At 68.3% G+C, this 19,575-nt stretch carries 17 protein-coding genes and 3 tRNA genes; 13 read left to right on the plus strand and 7 right to left on the minus strand.

Going from position 1 to position 19,575, the window contains the following annotated elements:
- Nucleotides 1-223: 223 nt before the first annotated feature.
- Nucleotides 224-1,078, minus strand: coding sequence for a hypothetical protein (locus ABGB08_RS34695; protein WP_347599257.1), 855 nt, complete (start codon nucleotides 1,076-1,078; stop codon nucleotides 224-226).
- Between the two features lie 397 nt (nucleotides 1,079-1,475).
- Here ABGB08_RS34695 and serA point away from each other — a divergent pair, with 397 nt between their 5' ends.
- From serA to ABGB08_RS34720, 5 genes are all read left to right on the plus strand, one after another.
- Entirely contained in the window at nucleotides 1,476-3,065 is a 1,590-nt protein-coding gene (gene serA / locus ABGB08_RS34700; RefSeq protein ID WP_155356336.1) for a phosphoglycerate dehydrogenase, read from the plus strand.
- 177 nt (nucleotides 3,066-3,242) lie between these two features.
- Entirely contained in the window at nucleotides 3,243-3,374 is a 132-nt protein-coding gene (locus tag ABGB08_RS34705) for a hypothetical protein (protein ID WP_281361655.1), read from the plus strand.
- Between the two features lie 83 nt (nucleotides 3,375-3,457).
- Nucleotides 3,458-4,630, plus strand: a complete 1,173-nt coding sequence (locus ABGB08_RS34710) for an ROK family protein (protein ID WP_347599261.1) — start codon at nucleotides 3,458-3,460, stop codon at nucleotides 4,628-4,630.
- A gap of 45 nt (nucleotides 4,631-4,675) precedes the next feature.
- A complete protein-coding gene (locus tag ABGB08_RS34715) occupies nucleotides 4,676-5,722 on the plus strand; it encodes a 3-isopropylmalate dehydrogenase (RefSeq protein ID WP_347599264.1) in 1,047 nt (348 codons plus the stop codon).
- A 116-nt stretch (nucleotides 5,723-5,838) separates the two neighbouring features.
- Complete coding sequence (locus ABGB08_RS34720) at nucleotides 5,839-6,930, plus strand: branched-chain amino acid aminotransferase (protein WP_155356333.1); 1,092 nt, start codon at nucleotides 5,839-5,841, stop codon at nucleotides 6,928-6,930.
- Between the two features lie 18 nt (nucleotides 6,931-6,948).
- Here the strand turns inward: ABGB08_RS34720 and ABGB08_RS34725 are convergent, their stop codons facing one another.
- Complete coding sequence (locus tag ABGB08_RS34725; RefSeq protein ID WP_347599268.1) at nucleotides 6,949-7,599, minus strand: O-methyltransferase; 651 nt, start codon at nucleotides 7,597-7,599, stop codon at nucleotides 6,949-6,951.
- A gap of 223 nt (nucleotides 7,600-7,822) precedes the next feature.
- Between ABGB08_RS34725 and cimA the strand changes: the two genes are divergently transcribed.
- Nucleotides 7,823-9,397 (plus strand): citramalate synthase, encoded by a 1,575-nt coding sequence (gene cimA / locus ABGB08_RS34730; protein ID WP_347599271.1) that lies wholly within the window; start codon nucleotides 7,823-7,825, stop codon nucleotides 9,395-9,397.
- A gap of 31 nt (nucleotides 9,398-9,428) precedes the next feature.
- Here cimA and ABGB08_RS34735 read toward each other — a convergent pair whose 3' ends face one another.
- Complete coding sequence (locus ABGB08_RS34735) at nucleotides 9,429-11,057, minus strand: heparinase II/III family protein (protein ID WP_347599274.1); 1,629 nt, start codon at nucleotides 11,055-11,057, stop codon at nucleotides 9,429-9,431.
- Between the two features lie 148 nt (nucleotides 11,058-11,205).
- Here ABGB08_RS34735 and ABGB08_RS34740 point away from each other — a divergent pair, with 148 nt between their 5' ends.
- Entirely contained in the window at nucleotides 11,206-11,976 is a 771-nt protein-coding gene (locus tag ABGB08_RS34740) for a fumarylacetoacetate hydrolase family protein (RefSeq protein WP_155356329.1), read from the plus strand.
- Entirely contained in the window at nucleotides 11,969-13,345 is a 1,377-nt protein-coding gene (gltX, locus tag ABGB08_RS34745) for a glutamate--tRNA ligase (protein WP_347599278.1), read from the plus strand. The genes ABGB08_RS34740 and gltX overlap by 8 nt, the downstream gene beginning before the upstream one ends.
- Before the next feature lie 10 nt (nucleotides 13,346-13,355).
- Here gltX and ABGB08_RS34750 read toward each other — a convergent pair whose 3' ends face one another.
- A complete protein-coding gene (locus ABGB08_RS34750) occupies nucleotides 13,356-13,589 on the minus strand; it encodes a hypothetical protein (RefSeq protein WP_347599281.1) in 234 nt (77 codons plus the stop codon).
- Nucleotides 13,590-13,899: 310 nt separating this feature from the next.
- The gene (locus tag ABGB08_RS34755) at nucleotides 13,900-15,879 is read right to left on the minus strand and encodes a M3 family metallopeptidase (protein WP_347599284.1); all 1,980 of its coding nucleotides are present in this window, start codon (nucleotides 15,877-15,879) and stop codon (nucleotides 13,900-13,902) included.
- Nucleotides 15,880-16,040: 161 nt separating this feature from the next.
- Between ABGB08_RS34755 and ABGB08_RS34760 the strand changes: the two genes are divergently transcribed.
- From ABGB08_RS34760 to ABGB08_RS34770, 3 genes are all read left to right on the plus strand, one after another.
- Nucleotides 16,041-16,112, plus strand: a tRNA-Gln gene (locus tag ABGB08_RS34760).
- Between the two features lie 26 nt (nucleotides 16,113-16,138).
- Nucleotides 16,139-16,214, plus strand: a tRNA-Glu gene (locus ABGB08_RS34765).
- A 69-nt stretch (nucleotides 16,215-16,283) separates the two neighbouring features.
- Nucleotides 16,284-16,356, plus strand: a tRNA-Glu gene (locus ABGB08_RS34770).
- Nucleotides 16,357-16,455: 99 nt separating this feature from the next.
- Here ABGB08_RS34770 and ABGB08_RS34775 read toward each other — a convergent pair.
- Complete coding sequence (locus tag ABGB08_RS34775; RefSeq protein WP_347599287.1) at nucleotides 16,456-17,454, minus strand: zinc-binding dehydrogenase; 999 nt, start codon at nucleotides 17,452-17,454, stop codon at nucleotides 16,456-16,458.
- Nucleotides 17,454-17,906, minus strand: a complete 453-nt coding sequence (locus tag ABGB08_RS34780; protein WP_347599290.1) for a MarR family transcriptional regulator — start codon at nucleotides 17,904-17,906, stop codon at nucleotides 17,454-17,456. The genes ABGB08_RS34775 and ABGB08_RS34780 overlap by 1 nt, the downstream gene beginning before the upstream one ends.
- A gap of 142 nt (nucleotides 17,907-18,048) precedes the next feature.
- Here ABGB08_RS34780 and ABGB08_RS34785 point away from each other — a divergent pair, with 142 nt between their 5' ends.
- The gene (locus tag ABGB08_RS34785; RefSeq protein ID WP_347599293.1) at nucleotides 18,049-19,026 is read left to right on the plus strand and encodes a TlpA disulfide reductase family protein; all 978 of its coding nucleotides are present in this window, start codon (nucleotides 18,049-18,051) and stop codon (nucleotides 19,024-19,026) included.
- A gap of 45 nt (nucleotides 19,027-19,071) precedes the next feature.
- Nucleotides 19,072-19,572: a PaaI family thioesterase gene (locus tag ABGB08_RS34790; RefSeq protein WP_155356325.1), complete on the plus strand. Its 501-nt coding sequence runs from the start codon at nucleotides 19,072-19,074 to the stop codon at nucleotides 19,570-19,572.
- The last annotated feature ends 3 nt before the right edge of the window (nucleotides 19,573-19,575 follow it).

Genomic DNA, 19,575 nt, shown 5'->3' on the forward strand with positions numbered 1-19,575 from the left:
AGCCCACCAAGCGCCCGACCGCCTAGGCCGAGGTCCCGATTGCCCGGCAAGGTGTTATAGACACCCGCAGATCCCGATTTTTCGGCCCTAAAGCCGCTTAATCGAGATTTGGTCCCGCGTCCGCGCGTAGCACATGGCCCTGGCCGGGCCGCGCGTGCTGATCCTGTTATTTCCCGCGCGTCCGCGTCCACCAGATGCTGTGGCCGAGCTTGAGTTCGCTGAATTACTCCCGCACGTCGGCGCACACCACGTGCGCGCCTAATTCGATCATCCGGCGTTCGGTGTGCGCGTCCGCCACCCGGGCCATCAGCACCGGCGCCTCGCTCGCCGCCAGCTGCGGCAGCCGGGCCCGCACCCCGCGATGCAGATCGCGGACGATCTCCTCGGCGGCCGGGGTGTGCACCTTGACGTGCAGCATGATCCCCGACGACCCGGACACGGTCCTGGCCTCGGAGATCCACACATGGTGGATGACCGCGAAGTCGCGGAGCAACTCGGCGATGGCCACCCGCAGCGCGGGCAGGATCGGATGGTTGGTGCGCTGGTACCCGGGATCGACGACGGTCATCGCCCCCGACAGGTGCTGGCGCGGCTGCGGAACCCAGGACGACGAGGAGACCGGCGTCGGGGCGGGCGCGGGCATGGTCCTGACCGGCGGCTTGGTGATCATCGCCATGCTTCCGGTGGCGTACGCGTTGGGCGCGGACGCCGCCAGCACCGGGGCCGGACCGCTCCGGTTGGCCTGGAGATACCGCTGGAGATCCTCGATGGGGACGGCAGCGGCAGCCGGCCCCGCCGCGTCGATGACGATCTCCCGGACCCCGGTCACCCGCTGGATGTCCAGGATCGTGTCCGCGTCACACGCCGACAGCGCGTGGCTGCCGCGATGGCGCGCGTACGTCGCCGGGCCGGTGTAGCCGAGCAGGACACGTTCCCCGCCCTGCGTCGTACCGAGCACGACCGAACGATCGGGTCTGACCGCCACCAGGATTCCCCATTCGGCCAGCGCCGCCAGTAGACGGTGCGGGCTGCCGTGCTGGGCGAGCACTTCGCCGAGAGCGGGGTTCCCGATGCTCATATACGAAACCATAGGTACCGAACCACGGTTTAGCAGGCTAATCGCCAAGAAAGGGTGCGATCAATACCAAGCTGGAGGCTGTGTGGATGGGCACGGTCCAATCTGGGTATGCCGGTCGTTTCGGCTTGGCCGCGCCTGTGTCTGGACTGAGGAACGCAGGTCGCGGAGCGGCCGGAGTGACGAGGGAAGACGCAGGCTGAAGGCGGCCAAGCCCGCCGTGCCGGAGGCGCGGCCATAAACACAGCACGCGAGGGAGTCTCACGATTCCCCTGCGTAACAGTTGTCTCGTATGGCGGATCCTCCACAGGGCCTTTCACCCGCGCGGATAGACTCGGGGCCGTCCGAGATCCGGCAAGCTCGCGCTGATCGCGCCCGTAAATTCCCGAAGGACAAATCAGTGAACAAGCCAGTCGTCCTGGTCGCAGAGGAGCTGTCCGACGCCGGTCTGGCCGTGCTCGGCGCGGACTTCGAGGTCCGCCACACCGACGGAGCCGACCGGTCCCAGTTCCTCCCCGCGCTCGCCGACGTGGACGCTCTGATCGTCCGCAGCGCCACCCAGGTGGACGCCGAGGCCATCGCGAACGCGCCCAAGCTGCGCGTGGTCGCGCGGGCCGGCGTCGGTCTCGACAACGTGGACGTCGAGGCCGCCACCAAGGCCGGCGTCATGGTCGTGAACGCGCCGACCTCCAACATCACCAGCGCCGCCGAGCACACGATCGCGCTGATCCTGGCCTCGGCGCGGAACGTCGCCCAGGCGCACGGCGCGCTCAAGAACGGCGAATGGAAACGTTCCAAGTACACCGGCGTGGAGCTGGACGAGAAAGTGGTCGGCATCCTCGGCCTCGGCAAGATCGGCCAGCTGGTCGCGCAGCGCCTGCAGCCGTTCGGGGTGGAGATCATCGCGTACGACCCTTATCTGCAGCCCGCCAGGGCGGCGGCGATGGGGGTGCGCCTGGTCTCGCTGGAGGAGGTGCTGCAGCAGGCCGACTTCATCACCGTGCACCTGCCCAAGTCCAAGGAGACCATCGGTCTCATCGGCGACCGCGAGATGCACCAGGTCAAGCCGAACGTGCGGCTGATCAACGTGGCCCGCGGCGGCATCATCGACGAGAACGCGCTCTACTCCGCGATCAAGGAGGGCCGGGTCGCCGGGGCCGGCATCGACGTGTTCCCGAAGGAGCCGGTCACCGACAGCCCGCTGTTCGAGCTGGACCAGGTCGTCGTCACCCCGCACCTGGGCGCCTCCACCCACGAGGCCCAGGAGAAGGCGGGCACCCAGGTGGCCCGCAGCGTCAAGCTGGCGCTGGCCGGGGAGTTCGTGCCGGACGCGGTGAACGTGCAGGGCGGCGCGGTGGCCGAGGACGTCAAGCCGGGCCTGCCGCTGACCGAGCGGCTCGGCCGGATCTTCACGGCGCTGGCCGGGGAGGTCGCCACCCGCCTGGACGTCGAGGTACGCGGCGAGATCGCCTCCCAGGACGTGCGGGTGCTGGAGCTGGCCGCGCTCAAGGGCGTCTTCACCGACGTGGTCACCGACGCGGTGACCTACGTGAACGCGCCGCTGCTGGCCAAGGACCGGGGCGTCGTGGTCGAGCTGGTGACCAGCGCGGACAGCCCCGACTGGCGGAACCTGATCACCGTGCGCGGCGTGCTGGCCGACGGGCGGACCGTCTCGGTCTCCGGCACGCTGTCCGGCCCCCGGCAGATCATGAAGCTGGTCGAGGTCAACGGCTTCACCATGGAGATCGAGCCCACCGACCACCTGGCCTTCTTCACCTACACCGACCGGCCGGGGATCGTCGGGATCGTCGGGCGGCTGCTCGGCGAGCACCGGGTCAATATCGCCTCCATGCAGGTGGCCCGGGGCGAGAAGGGCGGCAAGGCGCTGATCGCGCTGACCGTGGACTCGGCCATCCCGGCCGACGTGGTGGACCAGATCGGCGCCGAGATCGGCGCCGACAGCGGGCGCACGGTGGATCTGGAGGACTGACCTGCATCTCATATGGTGAGATGCACGGTCGTCCACTGAGATGGCTGCGGTATTCTGGCAGACCTCCGCAAGACTTAATTAGAAAGTTGTGATCTGGACAGCCGCTGCGGTGAGTCGTCTGGTCGGCGGCTATGCGGCTGGCTATGGGACGGGTTTCTGATTAACTGGAGGTCTGCCATGTATGACATGTATCCCTGGAACAACCGTCCAGGGCACAGCCACCCGATCGACGAGCGCCAGGACGAAGCCGCGGACGCGCTCCAGACGGCTCTCGACCGCCGCGACAACGGCGGCTCCCCGCAGCGCTAGAACCGCTGCCCCGCCGTGATCAACTGCACCCTCGCGTTGTTGGGGGAATATGCCAACCTTGGGATGTGGTGAGCATCGGCGGCGTGACCGCGAACACGACGAGCCTGCTCCGGGTGATGAACGAGCGGGCGGTCTTCGGCGAGATCTTCCGGATGGGGCGGGTCTCCCGGCCTGAGCTCGCCCAGGCCACCGGCCTGTCCAAACCGACGATCTCGGTGGCTCTCGCGGATTTGGAGCGCGCCAAACTGGTCCGCGCGGTGGGTTTGCGCACCGGCAACGCGGGCCGCGCCGCTTTGCTGTACGAGATCCGCCCGCAGGCCGGCTGGGTGCTCGCGATCGACGTCGGGCGCAACTACGTCCGGCTGGCCCTGGCTGACCTGATCGGCGACATCGTGGCCCGGCGGGACGAACAGTCCAGGGCCGAGACCCCGCACGCGCTGCTCGAGCAGCTCACCGAGATCGCGGCCGCGCTGCTGGCCGACGCGGGGCTGGCCGCCGAGGACATCACGTTGTCGGTGTTCGGCACGCCCGGCATCCACGACAAGGAGACCGGCGCGCTGCTGCTGGCCCCCAACCTGCCCGGCTGGGAGCTGCCCGGCGTGGTAGACCGGCTCGCCGAGGTGGTCGCCGCGCCGTACGTGCTGGAGAACGACGTGGACCTGGCCGCCGTCGGCGAGGGGGCGTACGGCCTGGGGCAGGGTGTCTCGCATTTCGTCTTCGTCTCCATCGGCACCGGGATCGGCATGGGCGTCGTCATCGACGGCAAGCTCTATCGCGGCTCCCGGGGCGCGGCGGGGGAGATCTCGTACCTGCCGGTGGGGGAGGGCGACCCGCGCGTCAACCCGGGGCGCGGCATGTTCGAGTCGGTGGCCTCCGCCGACGGCGTGGTGGCGCTGGCCCGGCGGCTCGGCCTGGACAGCGCCACCGCCAAGGACGTGTTCGACGCGGCCAGAGCCGGGGATCCGCTGGCGGCCCGGGTGCTGGACGCCGAGATCGACCACATCGCGCACGCGCTGGCCGGGGTGACCGCCGTGCTCGACCCTGAACTGGTCGTGCTCGGCGGTGGCATCGGCGCCCAGGCGGGCGACCTGCTGGCCGGTCGGGTGGCCGAACGCCTGGAGGCGCTGGTGGCCTTACGGCCACCGCGGATCGAGGTCTCCTCGATCGGCCAGGACGCCGTGCTGCTCGGCGCGCTCGCCGTCGGCCTGGCCGCGGCCAGGGACTATGTGTTCGAGAGCACGGTCACGCCCGGATGATGAGATAGGTTCTCGATCTACGAGATGGGCTAGTAGGGTACGCGCATGGATTCGAGCAACATCCAGCTGGCGGTGATCCCCGGCGACGGGATCGGCATCGAGGTCGTGACCGAGGGACTGAAGGTCCTGGACGCGGCCGGGGTGAAGGTCGAGACGACGCAGTATGACCTCGGCGCCAAGCGTTACCACGCGACCGGCGAGACGCTGCCCGACCCGGTCCTCGACGAGCTGCGCGGCTTCGACGCGATCCTGCTCGGCGCGGTCGGCGATCCGAGCGTGCCGCCCGGCGTGCTGGAGCGCGACCTGCTGCTGAAGCTGCGGTTCCAGCTCGACCACTACGTCAACCTGCGCCCGGTCAAGCTGTTCCCCGGCGTGGAGACCCCGCTCGGCAAGGTGCTGCCCGGCGACATCGACATGATCGTCGTCCGCGAGGGCACCGAGGGCCCCTACGCGGGCGCGGGCGGCGTGCTCCGCAAGGGCACCCCGCAGGAGATCGCCACCCAGGACTCGGTGAACACCGCGTACGGCGTCGAGCGCGTCGTGCGGTATGCCTTCGCCAAGGCCGCGAGCCGGGAGCGGCGCAAGCTCACCCTGGTCCACAAGACCAACGTGCTCACCTTCGCCGGTGATCTCTGGCAGCGCACGGTCAACCGGGTCGCGGAAGAGTTCCCCCAGGTCGCCACCGACTACTGCCACGTCGACGCGGCCTCGATGTTCTTCGTCTCGCAGCCGCAGCGGTTCGACGTGATCGTCACCGACAACCTGTTCGGCGACATCCTCACCGACATCGGCGCCGCCATCGCGGGCGGCATCGGCCTGGCCGCGAGCGGCAACGTCAACCCGGACCGGACCTCGCCCAGCATGTTCGAGCCGGTGCACGGCTCCGCCCCCGACATCGCGGGCCAGCACAAGGCCGACCCGACGGCCACGATCCTGTCCGTCGCGATGCTGCTGGATCACCTGGGCTTCGCCGAGGCTTCGGCCCGGGTCGAGCAGGCCGTCGCCGACGACCTGGTCGAACGGCAGGGCGCGTGGGTGGCCCGCCGGACCCGCGAGATCGGCGACGACATCGCCGCCCGAGTAGCCGGCTGACGCCGGCCACACACACCTGAGCGCATGGTGGCCCGCAAAGGGCCGCCGTGCGCTTTTTTGTTCCCCGCGAAATGCCCTAAGTTTCCATTAGCAGAGTAGAGAGAAGGAACCTCGCCATGATCACCCAGCTCAGCTTCGACCTGCAGCGCAATCCGAACGCCCGTGGGCGGGACGAGCGCGAGCGGATTCTGGCGAACCCGGGCTTCGGGCAGATCTTCACCGACCACATGGTGTCGATCGACTTCACCGAAGGCCAGGGCTGGCACGACGCCCGCGTCGAGCCGTACGGGCCGCTGGTGCTCGACCCGGCGACCTCGGTGTTCCACTATGCCCAGGAGCTGTTCGAGGGGCTCAAGGCGTACCGGCAGGCGAACGGGGCGATCGTCGCGTTCCGGCCGTTCGCCAACGCGGCCCGGTTCAACCGGTCGGCCGCGCGCATGGCCATGCCGGAGCTGCCCGAGGACACGTTCGTGGAGTCGCTCGAGCTGCTCGTGCAGACCGACCGGGACTGGGTGCCGACCACCGAGGGGCACAGCCTCTACCTGCGTCCGTTCATGGTCGCCACGCAGGTCGGGCTTGGCGTGAACTACCCGTCCAAGACCTACCGGTATATGGCGATCGCCTCGCCGGCGGCGTCGTACTTCGCGGGTGGGGTCAAGCCGGTCAAGGTGTGGCTGTCCACCGAATACACCCGGGCCGCGCCCGGCGGGACCGGGTTCGCCAAGTGCGGCGGCAACTACGCGGCGGCGTTCGTGGCGCAGCGGCAGGCCGTCGAGCAGGGCTGTGACCAGGTGGTCTGGCTGGACGCGTACGAGCACAGGTTCGTGGAGGAGATGGGCGGGATGAACCTGTTCTTCGTCTACGGCGACCGCCTGCTCACCCCCGAGCTGACCGGCACCCTGCTGCCGGGCATCACCCGCGACTCGATCCTCACCTTCGCCGCCGAGCTCGGGCTCACCGTGGCGGAGGGCAAGATCTCGATCGAGGAGTGGCAGCAGGGCTGCGCTTCCGGCGAGCTCACCGAGGTCTTCGCCTGCGGCACCGCCGCCGTGGTCACCCCGGTCGGCTCGGTGAAGGGCGCCGACCGCGAGTGGACGGTCGGCGACGGCAATCCCGGCCCGGTCACGCTGAAGATCCGCGAGGAACTGATGGGCATCCAGTACGGCACCCGCCCCGACAACCACGGCTGGGTCCACAAGATCTGCTGATATTTCAGTAAATAGCCCTCAATGTTTGCGGATCAGCGTGAGCCCGTCCGCGATCGGGAGCAGCACGGAGTCGACCTGCGGGTCGGCGGTGACCAGGTCGTTGAAGGCGCGCATGGCGGGCACGTTCCCGCCCGCCCGCGCGTCGGCGATCCGCCCGCCCTGCAGGGTGTTGTCCGCGCAGATCAGCCCACCGGGCGCGAGCCGGTCCACCAGCTCGTGGTAATACCCGGCATATCCGGGTTTGTCGGCATCGATAAAGGCGAAGTCGATCGGCTCGTCCTCCGGCATCGCCTCCAGCGTCTGCTGCGCCGGGCCGAGCCGCAGCTCGATGCGATCGGTGAGCCCGGCCTTCTCCCAGTAGCGCCGGGCCACCGCCGTCCACTCCTCGCTCACGTCACAGGCGATCAGCTTGCCGCCCGGCACCAGACCCCGCGCGATGCAGATCGACGAGTACCCGGTGAACGTCCCCACCTCGACCGCCAGCTTCGCCCCGGTCAGCTGCACCAGCATGGTCAGCAGCGTGCCCTGCTCGGGGGCGATCTGCATCCCCGCGTTCCCGCCGGTCAGCGCGGCCGTCTCCACGGCCAGCTCGCGCAGCGTCTGATCGGGCTGGGTGGCGTGCGCGGCCACGTAGGCGGGCACCGACGGATCCTGGTAAGACGCCTTCATACGCCCACCCTAGATCATGTGCGCGTCTCGAATTCTGAGATCAATGTGTCGAATCACGAGTCGTATGGCAGACTCTGGGGCACCATGACTTACCGTCTGCTCATTATCGGCAGGCGCGCTGGCTGACTAGGACACCGCCAGCGCGCAGACCTCTCACGCCCGTGAGGGGTCTTTTTGTTTGACGGGGCATGCTGGCAGGACCTCCTAAAGGAGACGAAACCCAATGGCTGACGACGCTTTCCACGTGTACGACACGACCCTGCGCGACGGCGCGCAGCAGGAAGGCCTGAACCTCTCGGTCGCCGACAAGCTGGTCATCGCGCGGCACCTGGACGGCCTCGGCGTCGGTTTCATCGAGGGCGGCTGGCCGGGCGCCAACCCCAAGGACACCGAATTCTTCCGGCGGGCTCAGACCGAGCTCGACCTGAAGCACGCGCAGCTCACCGCGTTCGGCGCGACCCGCCGGGCCGGGGTGAAGGCGGCCGACGACCCCTTGGTCGCCGCTCTGCGCGAATCCGGCGCGCCGATCGTGACCCTTGTCGCCAAGAGTCACGACCGGCACGTGGAACTGGCCCTCCGCACGACCCTGGAGGAGAACCTCGCGATGATCCGCGACACGGTCTCCCACCTGTATGCGGAGGGCCAGCGGGTTTTCCTGGACGCCGAGCACTTCTTCGACGGCTACAAGTCCAACCCGGCGTACGCGCTGGAGGTCATCCGGGTCGCCGCCGAGGCGGGCGCCTCGGTGATCGCGCTGTGCGACACCAACGGCGGCATGCTCCCCGACGAGCTCGCCGACGTGGTGCACCAGGCGAGCCAGACCTCGGCCAGGATCGGCATCCACTGCCACGACGACACCGGCTGCGCGGTCGCCAACACCCTCGCCGCCGTCCGCGCCGGCGCCACTCACGTGCAGGGCTGCGCCAACGGCTACGGCGAGCGCTCCGGCAACGCCAACCTGTTCACCGTGGTCGCCAACCTCCAGCTCAAGCGCGGCTACGACCTGGTGCCGCCGCAGTCGCTGCGGGACATGACCAGGATCGCGCACGCCATCACCGAGGTGACCAATGTCACCCCCAACTCCCACCAGCCGTATGTCGGCGTGTCGGCGTTCGCCCACAAGGCCGGGCTGCACGCCTCCGCCATCAAGGTGGACCCCAACCTCTACCAGCACATCGACCCCGCCGAGGTCGGCAACGACATGCGCATGCTCGTCTCCGACATGGCCGGCCGCGCCTCGGTCGAGCTCAAGGGCCGCGAGCTGGGCTACCAGCTGACCGGCGACCAGTCGCGCGAGCTGGTCGACCGGGTCAAGGAGATGGAGTCCCGGGGCTACACCTTCGAGGCCGCCGACGCCTCCTTCGAGCTGCTGCTGCGCGACAGCGTGCACGGCGAGCGCCGCCGCCACTTCGCGGTCGAGTCGTGGCGGGTCATCGTGGAACGCCGCCCGTCCGGTGAGGTCGCCTCCGAGGCCACCGTCAAGCTGCACGCCAAGGGCGAGCGGATCGTCGCCACCGGCGAGGGCAACGGCCCGGTCAACGCCCTGGACCGGGCGGTCAGGACGGCGCTCGAGGGCATCTATCCCGAGCTGACCGCGGTCGAGCTGATCGACTTCAAGGTCCGCATCCTGGAGGGCACCCACGGCAGCGACGCGATCACCCGGGTGCTGATCACCTCCAGCGACGAGACCGCCGAGTGGGCCACCGTGGGCGTGGACGAGAACATCATCGAGGCCTCCTGGCAGGCCCTGGAACAGGCCGTCACCTTCGGCCTACTCCGCGCGGGCTACACGCCGTAACATGGCCGATCCTCCGGATCGGCGGCCGAGCCTAAACGAGGTCCTTACCGGACATCTTGAACGTGGCCGGGCCGTTGGAAGTGCGCACGATGACGGTCCGGCCGGAACACGACACGTCCGGCTGGTCGGTGCCCGGCACCACCAGCGTGAGCAGCGCCTTCGCCGACGGCGACTGGATCACCGCCGCCGCCTCCTTCTTCATGTACGACCCGGAGATCCAGCCCTGGTAGGGCGAAGTCTGGCCACGCACGATCTTCTGCCCGCCGACCGGCTTGCACCCCGGCAGCGCCAGCTGCACGATCGACGCGCGCCAGGCGCCGTCGCTCACCACGACCTTGCCGCCCGCGTTGGAGGCCACCTTCAGCGCCGGCGACAGGTGCCACAGGTTGCGTACCTTGCCCGAGCTGACCGTGTCGTACACGGCCATGACGTCCTCGTCGTGGTTGACCAGCACCGCCCGGGTCCGGCGGGTGCCGTACGCGGTGTCGGTGACCGTGAACGACTGGCGGTCCTTGCCGATCGACTTCTTCGTCAGCGTGGACGCGACGCCGCCGCGGAACCGTTTCCCGGACACGATCGGCACGTTGTGCGCCTCCGGGGTGATCGTCCAGCGGCGGTAGGGCGTGTTCTCGTAGGAGTGGAAGCCCGCCTCGGTGAGCAGGTTGCGGCCCTGCGCGTAGTACGTGACGCCGAGGTGGTCCTCGTGGCCGTGGAACTTGAGGCCGGGGCCGTACCGGATCGAGTAGTAGGCCGACTCCTTGGAGTCCCACTTCGTCCGGCCGAAGACGTAGCCGGCGCGGTAGACCTGCACCAGCGAGTCGGGGCGGTCGAACGCGGCCGGTTGCACGTCGGCGGGGCCGTCGCCGATCGGGACCAGGTAGCCGTCCGGCTGGGTGGCCGCGCTGATGTGCTCGGGCAGCAGATCCCAGCGTTTGGCCAGGTCGGCGGGGACCTTCAGGCCACAGTCCTTGATCTTGTCCATGGCCACGCGGAGCCGGTCGTGGAAGTAGACCGCGTAACGGGGAGCCTGCTCGCGCAGCGCGCCCTGCGAGTCCACGTCCAGCGTGGTGGTCTTCACCATCCGGCGGATGGCCTGCGACCGCCAGGCCTTGTTGTCGTAGCGGCAGGCGATGCCGAGCAGGCCGATGTCCTGGTCGAGCCCGTGGTTGTGACCCCACTCATAGTGCTTGTCGTTGGCCAGGATCCGGGCATGCTGCGACAGACTGTCCCGCAGCCACTTGTCCGGAACATGCCTGCTCAGGCACACCAGCGCGGGCGCCCGCAACGCCACCGGATGCTCCGCCCACGCGTAGCCCGCGCCGCCCCCGGGCGGGTTCTTGGCCACCCAGTCCTTCGCCACCTCGGTCGCCCTGGCCAGGTACGCGGCCTTGCCGGTGGTCTCGAAGTCGGCGACCAGCCGCCCCATCCAGCGCAGCGAATGGAACACCATCTGCCAGGACCGGTTCTTGTACGGATTGAGCTTCCAGTTCACCTTCTCGCCCACCTGAACCGCGGGCAGATCGAGGAACGACAGCTTGCCCGCCATCACGTCCTCGGAGGTGGGCGTCGCGGGCAGCCAGTCCCCCTGGCATTCCGGTGTTCTGGCCGCGTACGCGGGCCGCGCGGTCAGCAGGCTCCCCGCCAGGAACAGGATGAACACGCCAACAACTCTGGTACGGCCGGGCACACCTGTTCCTTCCATAACGCTGGGGGGCGCGGATCATGCTGGCCGAACCCGGCGATCCGGTCAAGTAACCACACAAATTTCTCAGGCATCACCCGGTGAGCGGGACCACTAGCCTGGTGAGGTGCGTATCGCAAGGTTCTCCACGGGCGGCGGCGTCGCGTTCGGAGTGGTGGAAGAGGGCGGGCAGATGCTCGCCAAGATCGACGGTCACCCGTTCGGCGGGATCCAGCTGACCGGCGAGCGGTTCCCGCTGGCCGAGGTCAGAATGGTGGCGCCGATGTTGCCCAGCAAGGTGGTCGCGATCGGGCGCAACTACGCCGATCACGCCGCCGAGATGGGCAACGACGTCCCGACTGAGCCGATCATGTTCATCAAGCCGTCCACCTCGGTGATCGGGCACGGCGAGGCCATCATGTATCCGCAGGGTCTCTCCGAGCGCGTCGACTACGAGGGCGAGCTGGCCGTCGTCATCGGGCGGCTGTGCCGGGAGGTGCCGGTCGAGCGGGCCAAGGACGTCATCTTCGGCTACACCTGCGCCAACGACGTCACCGCGCGCGACCTGCAGAAACGGGACGTGCAGTTCACCCGCGCCAAGGGCTTCGACACCTTCTGCCCGCTCGGGCCGTGGATCGAGACCGACCTGGACGCGACCGACCTGGCGCTGACCACCTCGGTCAACGGGGAACTGCGGCAGAGCGGGCGAACCTCGCAGCTGGTGTTCGACATCCCCGCGCTCATCGCCCACGTGACCGCCGTGATGACCCTGCTCCCTGGCGACATCCTGCTCACCGGCACGCCCGCCGGTGTCGGGCCGGTGTTCCCGGGGGACGAGGTCAGCGTGGGCATCGAAGGCATCGGAACTCTCACCAACAGGGTGATCACACGTGACTGACGTACGGGTCCGCTTCGCGCCGTCGCCGACCGGCATGTTCCATGTCGGCGGCGCCCGCTCCGCGCTGTTCAACTGGGCGCTGGCCGAGCAGTCCGGCGGCCGGTTCGTCCTGCGCATCGAGGACACCGACGCCGCGCGCAACCGTCCGGAGTGGACGGCGGGCATCATCTCGGCGCTGGCGTGGATCGGGATCAGCGGCGATTCGCCGTACTTCGAGGGGCCTTACTTCCAGTCGGCGTACGAGGCGCAGCACCGGGAGGCCGCCGCGCTGCTGCGCAAGGACGGCCGGGCCTACCACTGCACCTGCACCCGCGAGGACGTGAAGGCGCGCACCGGATCCGAGCACCAGGGTTACGACGGGCACTGCCGCGACCTCGGCCTGACCGAGGGCGCGCTGCGCTTCCGCACCCCCGACGAGGGCGTCACCGTGGTCGAGGACGCGCTCCGTGGCACCGTCGAGTTCCCCAACGACGCGATGGAGGACTTCGTCATCGCCCGCGGCGACGGTTCCCCGCTGTTCGTGCTGGCCAACGTGGTGGACGACGTGGAGATGCGGATCACCCACGTGGTCCGCGGCGAGGAGCACTTCTCCAACACCCCCAAGCAGCAGCTGCTCTGGCGCGCCCTCGGCCACACCCCGCCCATCTGGGCGCACCTGCCCGTCATCGTCAACGAGAAGCGGCAGAAGCTCTCCAAGCGCCGTGACAAGGTCGCCCTGGAGTCCTACCGCGACGAGGGCTACCTCGCCGAGGCGATGGTCAACTACCTGATGTTGCTCGGCTGGGGCCCCGGCGACGACCGCGAGATCATGCCGTGGTCCGACATGGTCCCGCTGTTCTCGCTCAAGAACGTCAACCTCTCGCCCGCGTTCTTCGACGAGAAAAAACTCCGCGCCTTCAACGGTGAATACATCCGCGCCCTCCCGCTGGACGTCTTCATCGACCGCTGCGCCCCCTGGCTCGACCCCGCCTGGGACCGCGAAACGTTCACCCGAGTCGCCGGACTAGCCCAAACCCGCGTGGCCGTCCTCTCCGAAATCACGGCCAACGTCGACTTCCTCTTCCTCTCCGAGCCCATCCACGACCAGCCCTCCTGGGACAAGGCGATGAAACCGGGCGCCGCCGAAATCCTCTCGGGGTACGCCTCCCGCCTGGAAACCATCAACTGGGACCCCGACTCCCTGAAGACGGCCCTGGAAGAGGTAGGCGCCCACCACGGCCTCAAACTCGGCAAGGCCCAGGCCCCCATCCGTGTCGCCATCACCGGCCGCACAGTCGGCCTCCCCTTGTTCGAGTCCATCGAGGTCCTCGGCCGCGAACGCACCCTCGACCGTCTCCACACCGCCTTGGCCAAGCTGTCGCAGGAATAGCCGTGGGCCACTAGCAATAGGGCCGATAGACGCGCTCCTCGCCGATCGCGGGTACGACGCCGGCTTTCGAGTCCACCCATTCGGGGGGCACGTGCGTTGAGTATTGCGGTGGTGGGTCGTCATAGACCACGACGTCGGAGAACGACAGGGGAATGAGCTCAGGGTGGCCCGGTATCCAGCCACAGCCGTTGTCGCCCGCCGAGGCGTGAAGCACGGGAACCACGACCAAGGCCATGATCAGCAAGAGAGCAGGAGACCGTCGACCGTTCACTGATCTATTCTCCCGGTCCATCGCAGTGACATTGATCACTCGGTTCGCCTCACAGAACGGCCGCCGCCGCGACCGCACGGACACCGTCGTGACCTGGCAGACACCGTCGTGATCGGGTAGACACCGTCGTGACCGGGCAGATGCGCCGACAACTCCGACTGCGCCTTCCCTGCCGAGAGGCGAGACCTGTACTTGGCGCCGATGCGGTGAGAACCATAACCAGCGTGAACGGCGCCGGATGACGGCGAGCAACCTGGCACCCCGTTCACGCTGGTAGGCACCCTCAGAGGAGGCCGCGGCGTTCCAGTAGGGGCTCGATTCGGGGGTCGCGGCCGCGGAAGGTGCGGAAGGCGGTCATGGGGTCGACGCTGCCGCCCTTGGAGAGGAGGTGGGTGCGGAAGCGGTCGCCGTTCTCGCGGAGCAGGCCGCCGTTCTCGGTGAACCATTCGACGGTGTCGGCGTCGAGGACCTCGCTCCAGATGTAGGAGTAGTAGCCGGCGCTGTAGCCGCTCGCCCAGATGTGGGCGAAATAGGTGCTGCGGTAACGCGGCGGGACGGCGGCGAGGTCGACGCCCGCGCGCTGCAGGGCCTCGGTTTCGAAGGTTTCGGCGTCGCCGGACTCGTAGTCGGTGTGCCAGGCCCAGTCCAGCAGGGTGGCGGCCAGGTATTCGACCGTGGCGAAGCCCTGGTTGAACTTCTGGGCTTCGAGCATGCGGTCGACCAGGTCGCGGGGCATCGGCTCGCCGGTCTCGTGGTGTTTGGCGTAGTTGGCCAGGATCTCTGGGTGGGTGGCCCACATCTCGTTGACCTGGGACGGATACTCGACGAAGTCGCGGGGCACCGACGTGCCGGAGAAGCGAGGGTGGCGGACGTCGGAGAACAGGCCGTGCAGGGCGTGGCCGAACTCGTGGAACATCGTGTTGACCTCGTCGAAGGTCATCAGGGTGGGTTCGCCCTTGACGATGTTGAGGTTGTTCACCACGACCGGGCGCGAGCCTTCCAGACCGGACTGCTGGACCAGGCTGTTCATCCAGGCGCCGCCCCGCTTGGAGGCGCGGGCGTGGTAGTCGCCCAGGAACAGGCCCAGCGGGGAGCCGTCCTCGTTGAAGACCTCCCAGACGCGTACGTCGGGGTGATAGCCATGGAGGTCGGGGCGGGCTTCGAAACGCAGGCCGTACAGGCGGGAGGCGGCGTAGAAGACGCCGTCGTGCAGGACGCGGTCGAGTTCGAAGTACGGGCGCATCTGGGCGCTGTCGATGGAGTAGCGCGCCTTGCGCACCCGTTCGGCGTAGAAGGACCAGTCCCAGGCCTCGATCGGGAATCCGGCTTCCGCCTCCAGGGCCTCCTGCTCGCGGCGGGCGTTGGCGACGGCGGGCGTGACGAGTTTGTCCAGCATCTCGGTGACCGCGCCGGTCGTTCCTGCGGTCTGGTCGGCCAGGACGTACTCGGCGTGATTGCGGTACCCGAGCAGGCCCGCGCGTTCGCGCCGGAGCGTGGCGATCCGGGTGATCAGCTCGGCGTTGGCCGCGCCGCGGCCGACGGAGGCCAGGTGCACCCGCTCGCGCAGCGCCCGGTCGGTGAGCGAGCTGAGGGCGGGCTGTCCGGTGGGGAGCACGAGAGTGATCAGGTACTTGCCGTCCAGGCCGCGCGCCGTGGCCGTCTCGCGGAGGCCCTCGATCGCGTCCAGGGTGAGCCCGTCCAGCTCGGCCGCGTCCTCGACCACGACGGCCCGCTCGTTGGTGTCGTTGAGCAGGGTCTGCTGGAAGGTGGTCGCCAGCGAGGAGAGTTCCTCGTTGATCGTCCGCAACCGCGCCTGCTGGGTCTCGTCCAGCTCGGCTCCGGCCCGGATGAAGTCGGTCAGGTAACGATCCAGCAGCCACTGCTGGGTGGGATCGTCGGTGGAGATGGCCTTCAGCCGGGCGTACAGGCGGGGGTTGAGGTTGATGGAGTCGCTGTGCTTGGCCAGTTTGGGGGTGATCTCCTGCTGGATGGCCTGGATGCCCGGGGTGGTGTCCGAGGAGGCCTGGTTGAAGAACACGGTCGCCACCCGTTCGAGCAGCCGCCCTGACAGTTCGAGCGCCTCCACGGTGTTCTCGAAGGTCGGCGGCTCGGGATCGGCCGCGATCGCCTCGACTTCCGCGAGGTGTTCGGCCATGCCCTGCTCGAACGCGGGCGCGTAATGCTCCTCCCGGATCTCGCGGAAGGGGGGCAGCTGGTAGGGCAGGGCGCTGGGGAACAGGAACGGGTGGTCAGCCGGGGTCATCGGTGGCGGCTCCTCACGGTGGTCGGATTCGTACAGGTTCGCACAAGCCGTGAAAACGACGCGATCGCCATGCTCGCGGGAATCGTTTTGGTAGTGGGTCTCTGACTGGGCTATTCTTTCGGAGTCCGCACGCGAACCTCTGTGAGGGGTGAGCGAGTTGATGGGGTATGGTGTAATTGGCAGCACGACTGATTCTGGTTCAGTTAGTCTAGGTTCGAGTCCTGGTACCCCAGCTGCATCTCAGTAACACACGGTGCATGGTCCCGTCGTCTAGTGGCCCAGGACGCCGCCCTCTCAAGGCGGTAGCGGCGGTTCGAATCCGCTCGGGACTACCAAACCTCTCTAGAGAGGTTTGCGCAAGGACTTGAAAGCTTGCAAAGTTTCTTGTCAGAACGAAAAAGCTTGGTCCCGTCGTCTAGTGGCCCAGGACGCCGCCCTCTCAAGGCGGTAGCGGCGGTTCGAATCCGCTCGGGACTACGCTGATAAAGCGCCCCGCGCCTGCTGAAACGTAGGTGAGGGGCGCTTTCGTCTGCCCGGCTGCATCCGCGCGCTCCAGAGCATCGAGCGCGCACACCGTCAGTGGTGAGAAGACCCGGCTGTGCGGACGACGAGCTTTCCGGTCACAGCGCCGGTCTCCATGTCGCGGTGGGCCTGCACGATCTCGTCCATACGGTAGACCTTGCCGATCGGGACGGTGATCTCGCCGCTGGCGACGGCGTCGATGAACTCCTGCAGTACCGGAGCGGGGAGATCGCTGGCTTCGCCGGAATAGGCGGTGAGGCGGACGCCGTTGGGGATGAACTCGATGGGGTAGAAGTCGCGGACAGTCCACTCGTCCGACAACATGCCGGTGAAGCACACCGTTCCGTGCGCTCTGGTGGCGCGGAGTGTGTCCGCCAGCGTCGGTGTGCCGACGAGCTCTACGGCGCCGTCGACTCCGCCGGGGACGATCTCGCGTACCGCGTTCGCGATCTCGCCGGTGTCGATGATCACGTGATCGACACCCACTCGGCGCAGCGCATCCGCCTTGGCGGTGCTCCGCGTGGTGGCGAACACGGTCATGTCGCGCCGCTTAGCGAGGATGGCGAGCGCAAGGCCGACCGAGGAGGTTCCGCCGCGGATCAGCAGGGTGCTTCCCGGTGCTGCGTCAACGCCCGTCCTGAGGGATCCGTAAGCCGTCTGCAGCATCTCCGGGATCGCGCCGAGGGTCGCCCAGTCCACTGTGCTGGAGAACGGGATGACCGAGGACGCGGGCACGCAGACGTACTCGGCGTACCCGCCGTCGAAATCGCGTCCCATGCCGCCCATCAGTGCCGCGACCTGAGTGCCGGAGGCGAACTCGCATCCGGGGGCGTCGACCACCACGCCGGCCGCCTCGATGCCGGGGATCCGGGGGAAGGAGCCGAATGACCCGAGCCCGCGACGGAAGTGCAGCTCGGAGCGGTTCAGCCCGAACGCCTCGACCTGGATCAATATCCATCCGGGGCGAGCGTCCGGACGTGAGACCGCGCGCACAGACAGGGCCTCCGGAGGGCCCGGCGCATCGAGCACGACCGCCCGCATCGCCTTCGTCATCAGTCCTTCTCTTTCTGCGTCGCGGGTGCGATGAATGCGTTGACGTGGTGCAGACTCGCGGTCAGCGCGGCGAGTCCGTCGCCACCGACGGCGCCGATCAGCTCGGTGAGGGCCCGGTCGACGAGAGGTTCGGTCGCCTCGATCGCACGGCGGCCGGATGCGGTGAGTTCGATCTTTGAACTGCGCCTATCGGCTGGGTGTGGTGACCGCGCGACCAGGCCGTCGGCCTCAAGCCGGTCCGTGAGCCGGCTCGTGGCGCCGACGGTGATGTGCAGCCGATCGGCGATGTCCTGGACACGACACACGTCGACCGAACCGATCACGCGGAGGATTTCGAGCCGGCCGAGCGACACCGCGCCGTCGGCCTGCCGAAGCTGCTGCTCGACCAGGGTCCACAGCTGGGTCTCGTGCCGGACGAGCACATCGAAGTAGGCGCGAAGGGGTGTGTCCACACCGGAATCATGCCATAGAAGAGTCTTACATGTAATTGAAATATCGTTATCAGGGACCCTTTACTCGTTGAGGAGTCCTTTCGTTCGCCCTTCTCATTGGACAGTATTACTATCGAAAGTGCCACTATCTAATGGAGGGGCGATGTACACGCTGCTGGCAGACGGACGAGAAGAGACCATCCCGGGAGCCGTGGTCCCGCACGGTGTTCCCGTGCTCGGGTGGGAGCGCAAGCCGCACGGCTGGTGCCGGGGGGACGCGTGCGTGCCCGCCTTCCGCGCGGCCGCCGCCGAGACCCCCTCAGGGGTGGACGTCGCCGCCTTCGCCGAGCTCCTCGGCCGGATGACGGTCGTCGACCCTGACAACCGCGTCATCGCCGTCGGGGAGACTCAGGACCTCACTCCCGACGACGCTCCCGACTTCACCCTCGACGGGCTGACCCTGCGCGACCTGCGCGGCACCAAAGTGGCGCTGGTCTTCTGGGCGTCCTGGTGCGGCTGCCGCTACGACCTGACCGCCTGGGACGGCCTCCACCGCGAGCTGTCTCCCGACGGGTTCACCGTGATCAGCGTTTCGCTGGACCGTGATCGCGCCGACGCCGCACCCTGGATCGCCGACCTCACCCACCCCGCGCTGATCGACGCCGACGGCACGATCGCCGAACGCTACAACGTGATCAACGTCCCCACCGTCGTCTGGATCGACGAGTCCGGCCGGATCGCCCGCCCCCAGGACACCATGACCGCCACCGACACCTTCCGCGAACTCAACGGCCTCTCCTCCGAAGCCGCCACCGCCGCCCTGCGCTCCTGGGTGCGCACCGGCGACCCCGGCCTCACCCGCGACTCCGTCCGCGCCCACCTCCGCGTCCCAACCCCGGACGAACGCCGCGCCCGCCTGCACGCCCGCCTCGCCACCTGGCTCTTCCGCCAATCCCGTACGGCCTCCGCCCGCGACCACCTGGCCACCGCCGCCCTCCTCGCCCCCCACGACCTCGCCATCCGCCGCGGCCTGATGCCCCTCGACGGAGTCGACCCCTTCGGCGACGCCTACTTCAAACTCCGCACCGAACTGGAAACCTCCGGAACCCCCCTCTACCGCCCCCTCCCGGACTGGTCATGAAGTCCGATTTGCGCTCAACGTCAGCTGGGTTCGAAAATTAGACTCATGACGACGACGATGAACTCGCGCACCCACTCGTGGGCGCCGCCCACCGTCCTCCCGGCCCACTTCGCCGACCTCACCGGCCTGGAGTTCCTCCAGGCGATGCTGGACGGCAAGATCCCGCCCCCACCCATCGCCGGCACCCTGGACTTCACCCTGATCAGCGTCGAGCCCGGCATCGCCGTCTTCGAAGGCCAGACCGGCGAACACCAGTACAACCCCCTGGGCACCATCCACGGCGGCTACCTGGCCACCCTCCTGGACTCCGCCCTCGGCTGCGCCGTCATGACCACCCTCCCCCCAGGCCAGGCGTACACCACAATCCAGCTCAACGTGAACATGACCAGACCCGCCTTCGCCCACACCGGCCCCCTCCGCTGCGAAGGCAAAACCCTCCAGGTCGGCCGCACCATCGCCACCGCCGAAGCCAAGATCACCGGCTCAACCGACGGCAAACTGTACGCCCACGGCACCACCACCTGCGCAATCTTCCCGCTCCGCTAGAGA

Origin of the sequence: Acrocarpospora sp. B8E8 (genome assembly GCF_039871605.1) — a bacterium.
Lineage (GTDB): Bacteria > Actinomycetota > Actinomycetes > Streptosporangiales > Streptosporangiaceae > Acrocarpospora > Acrocarpospora macrocephala.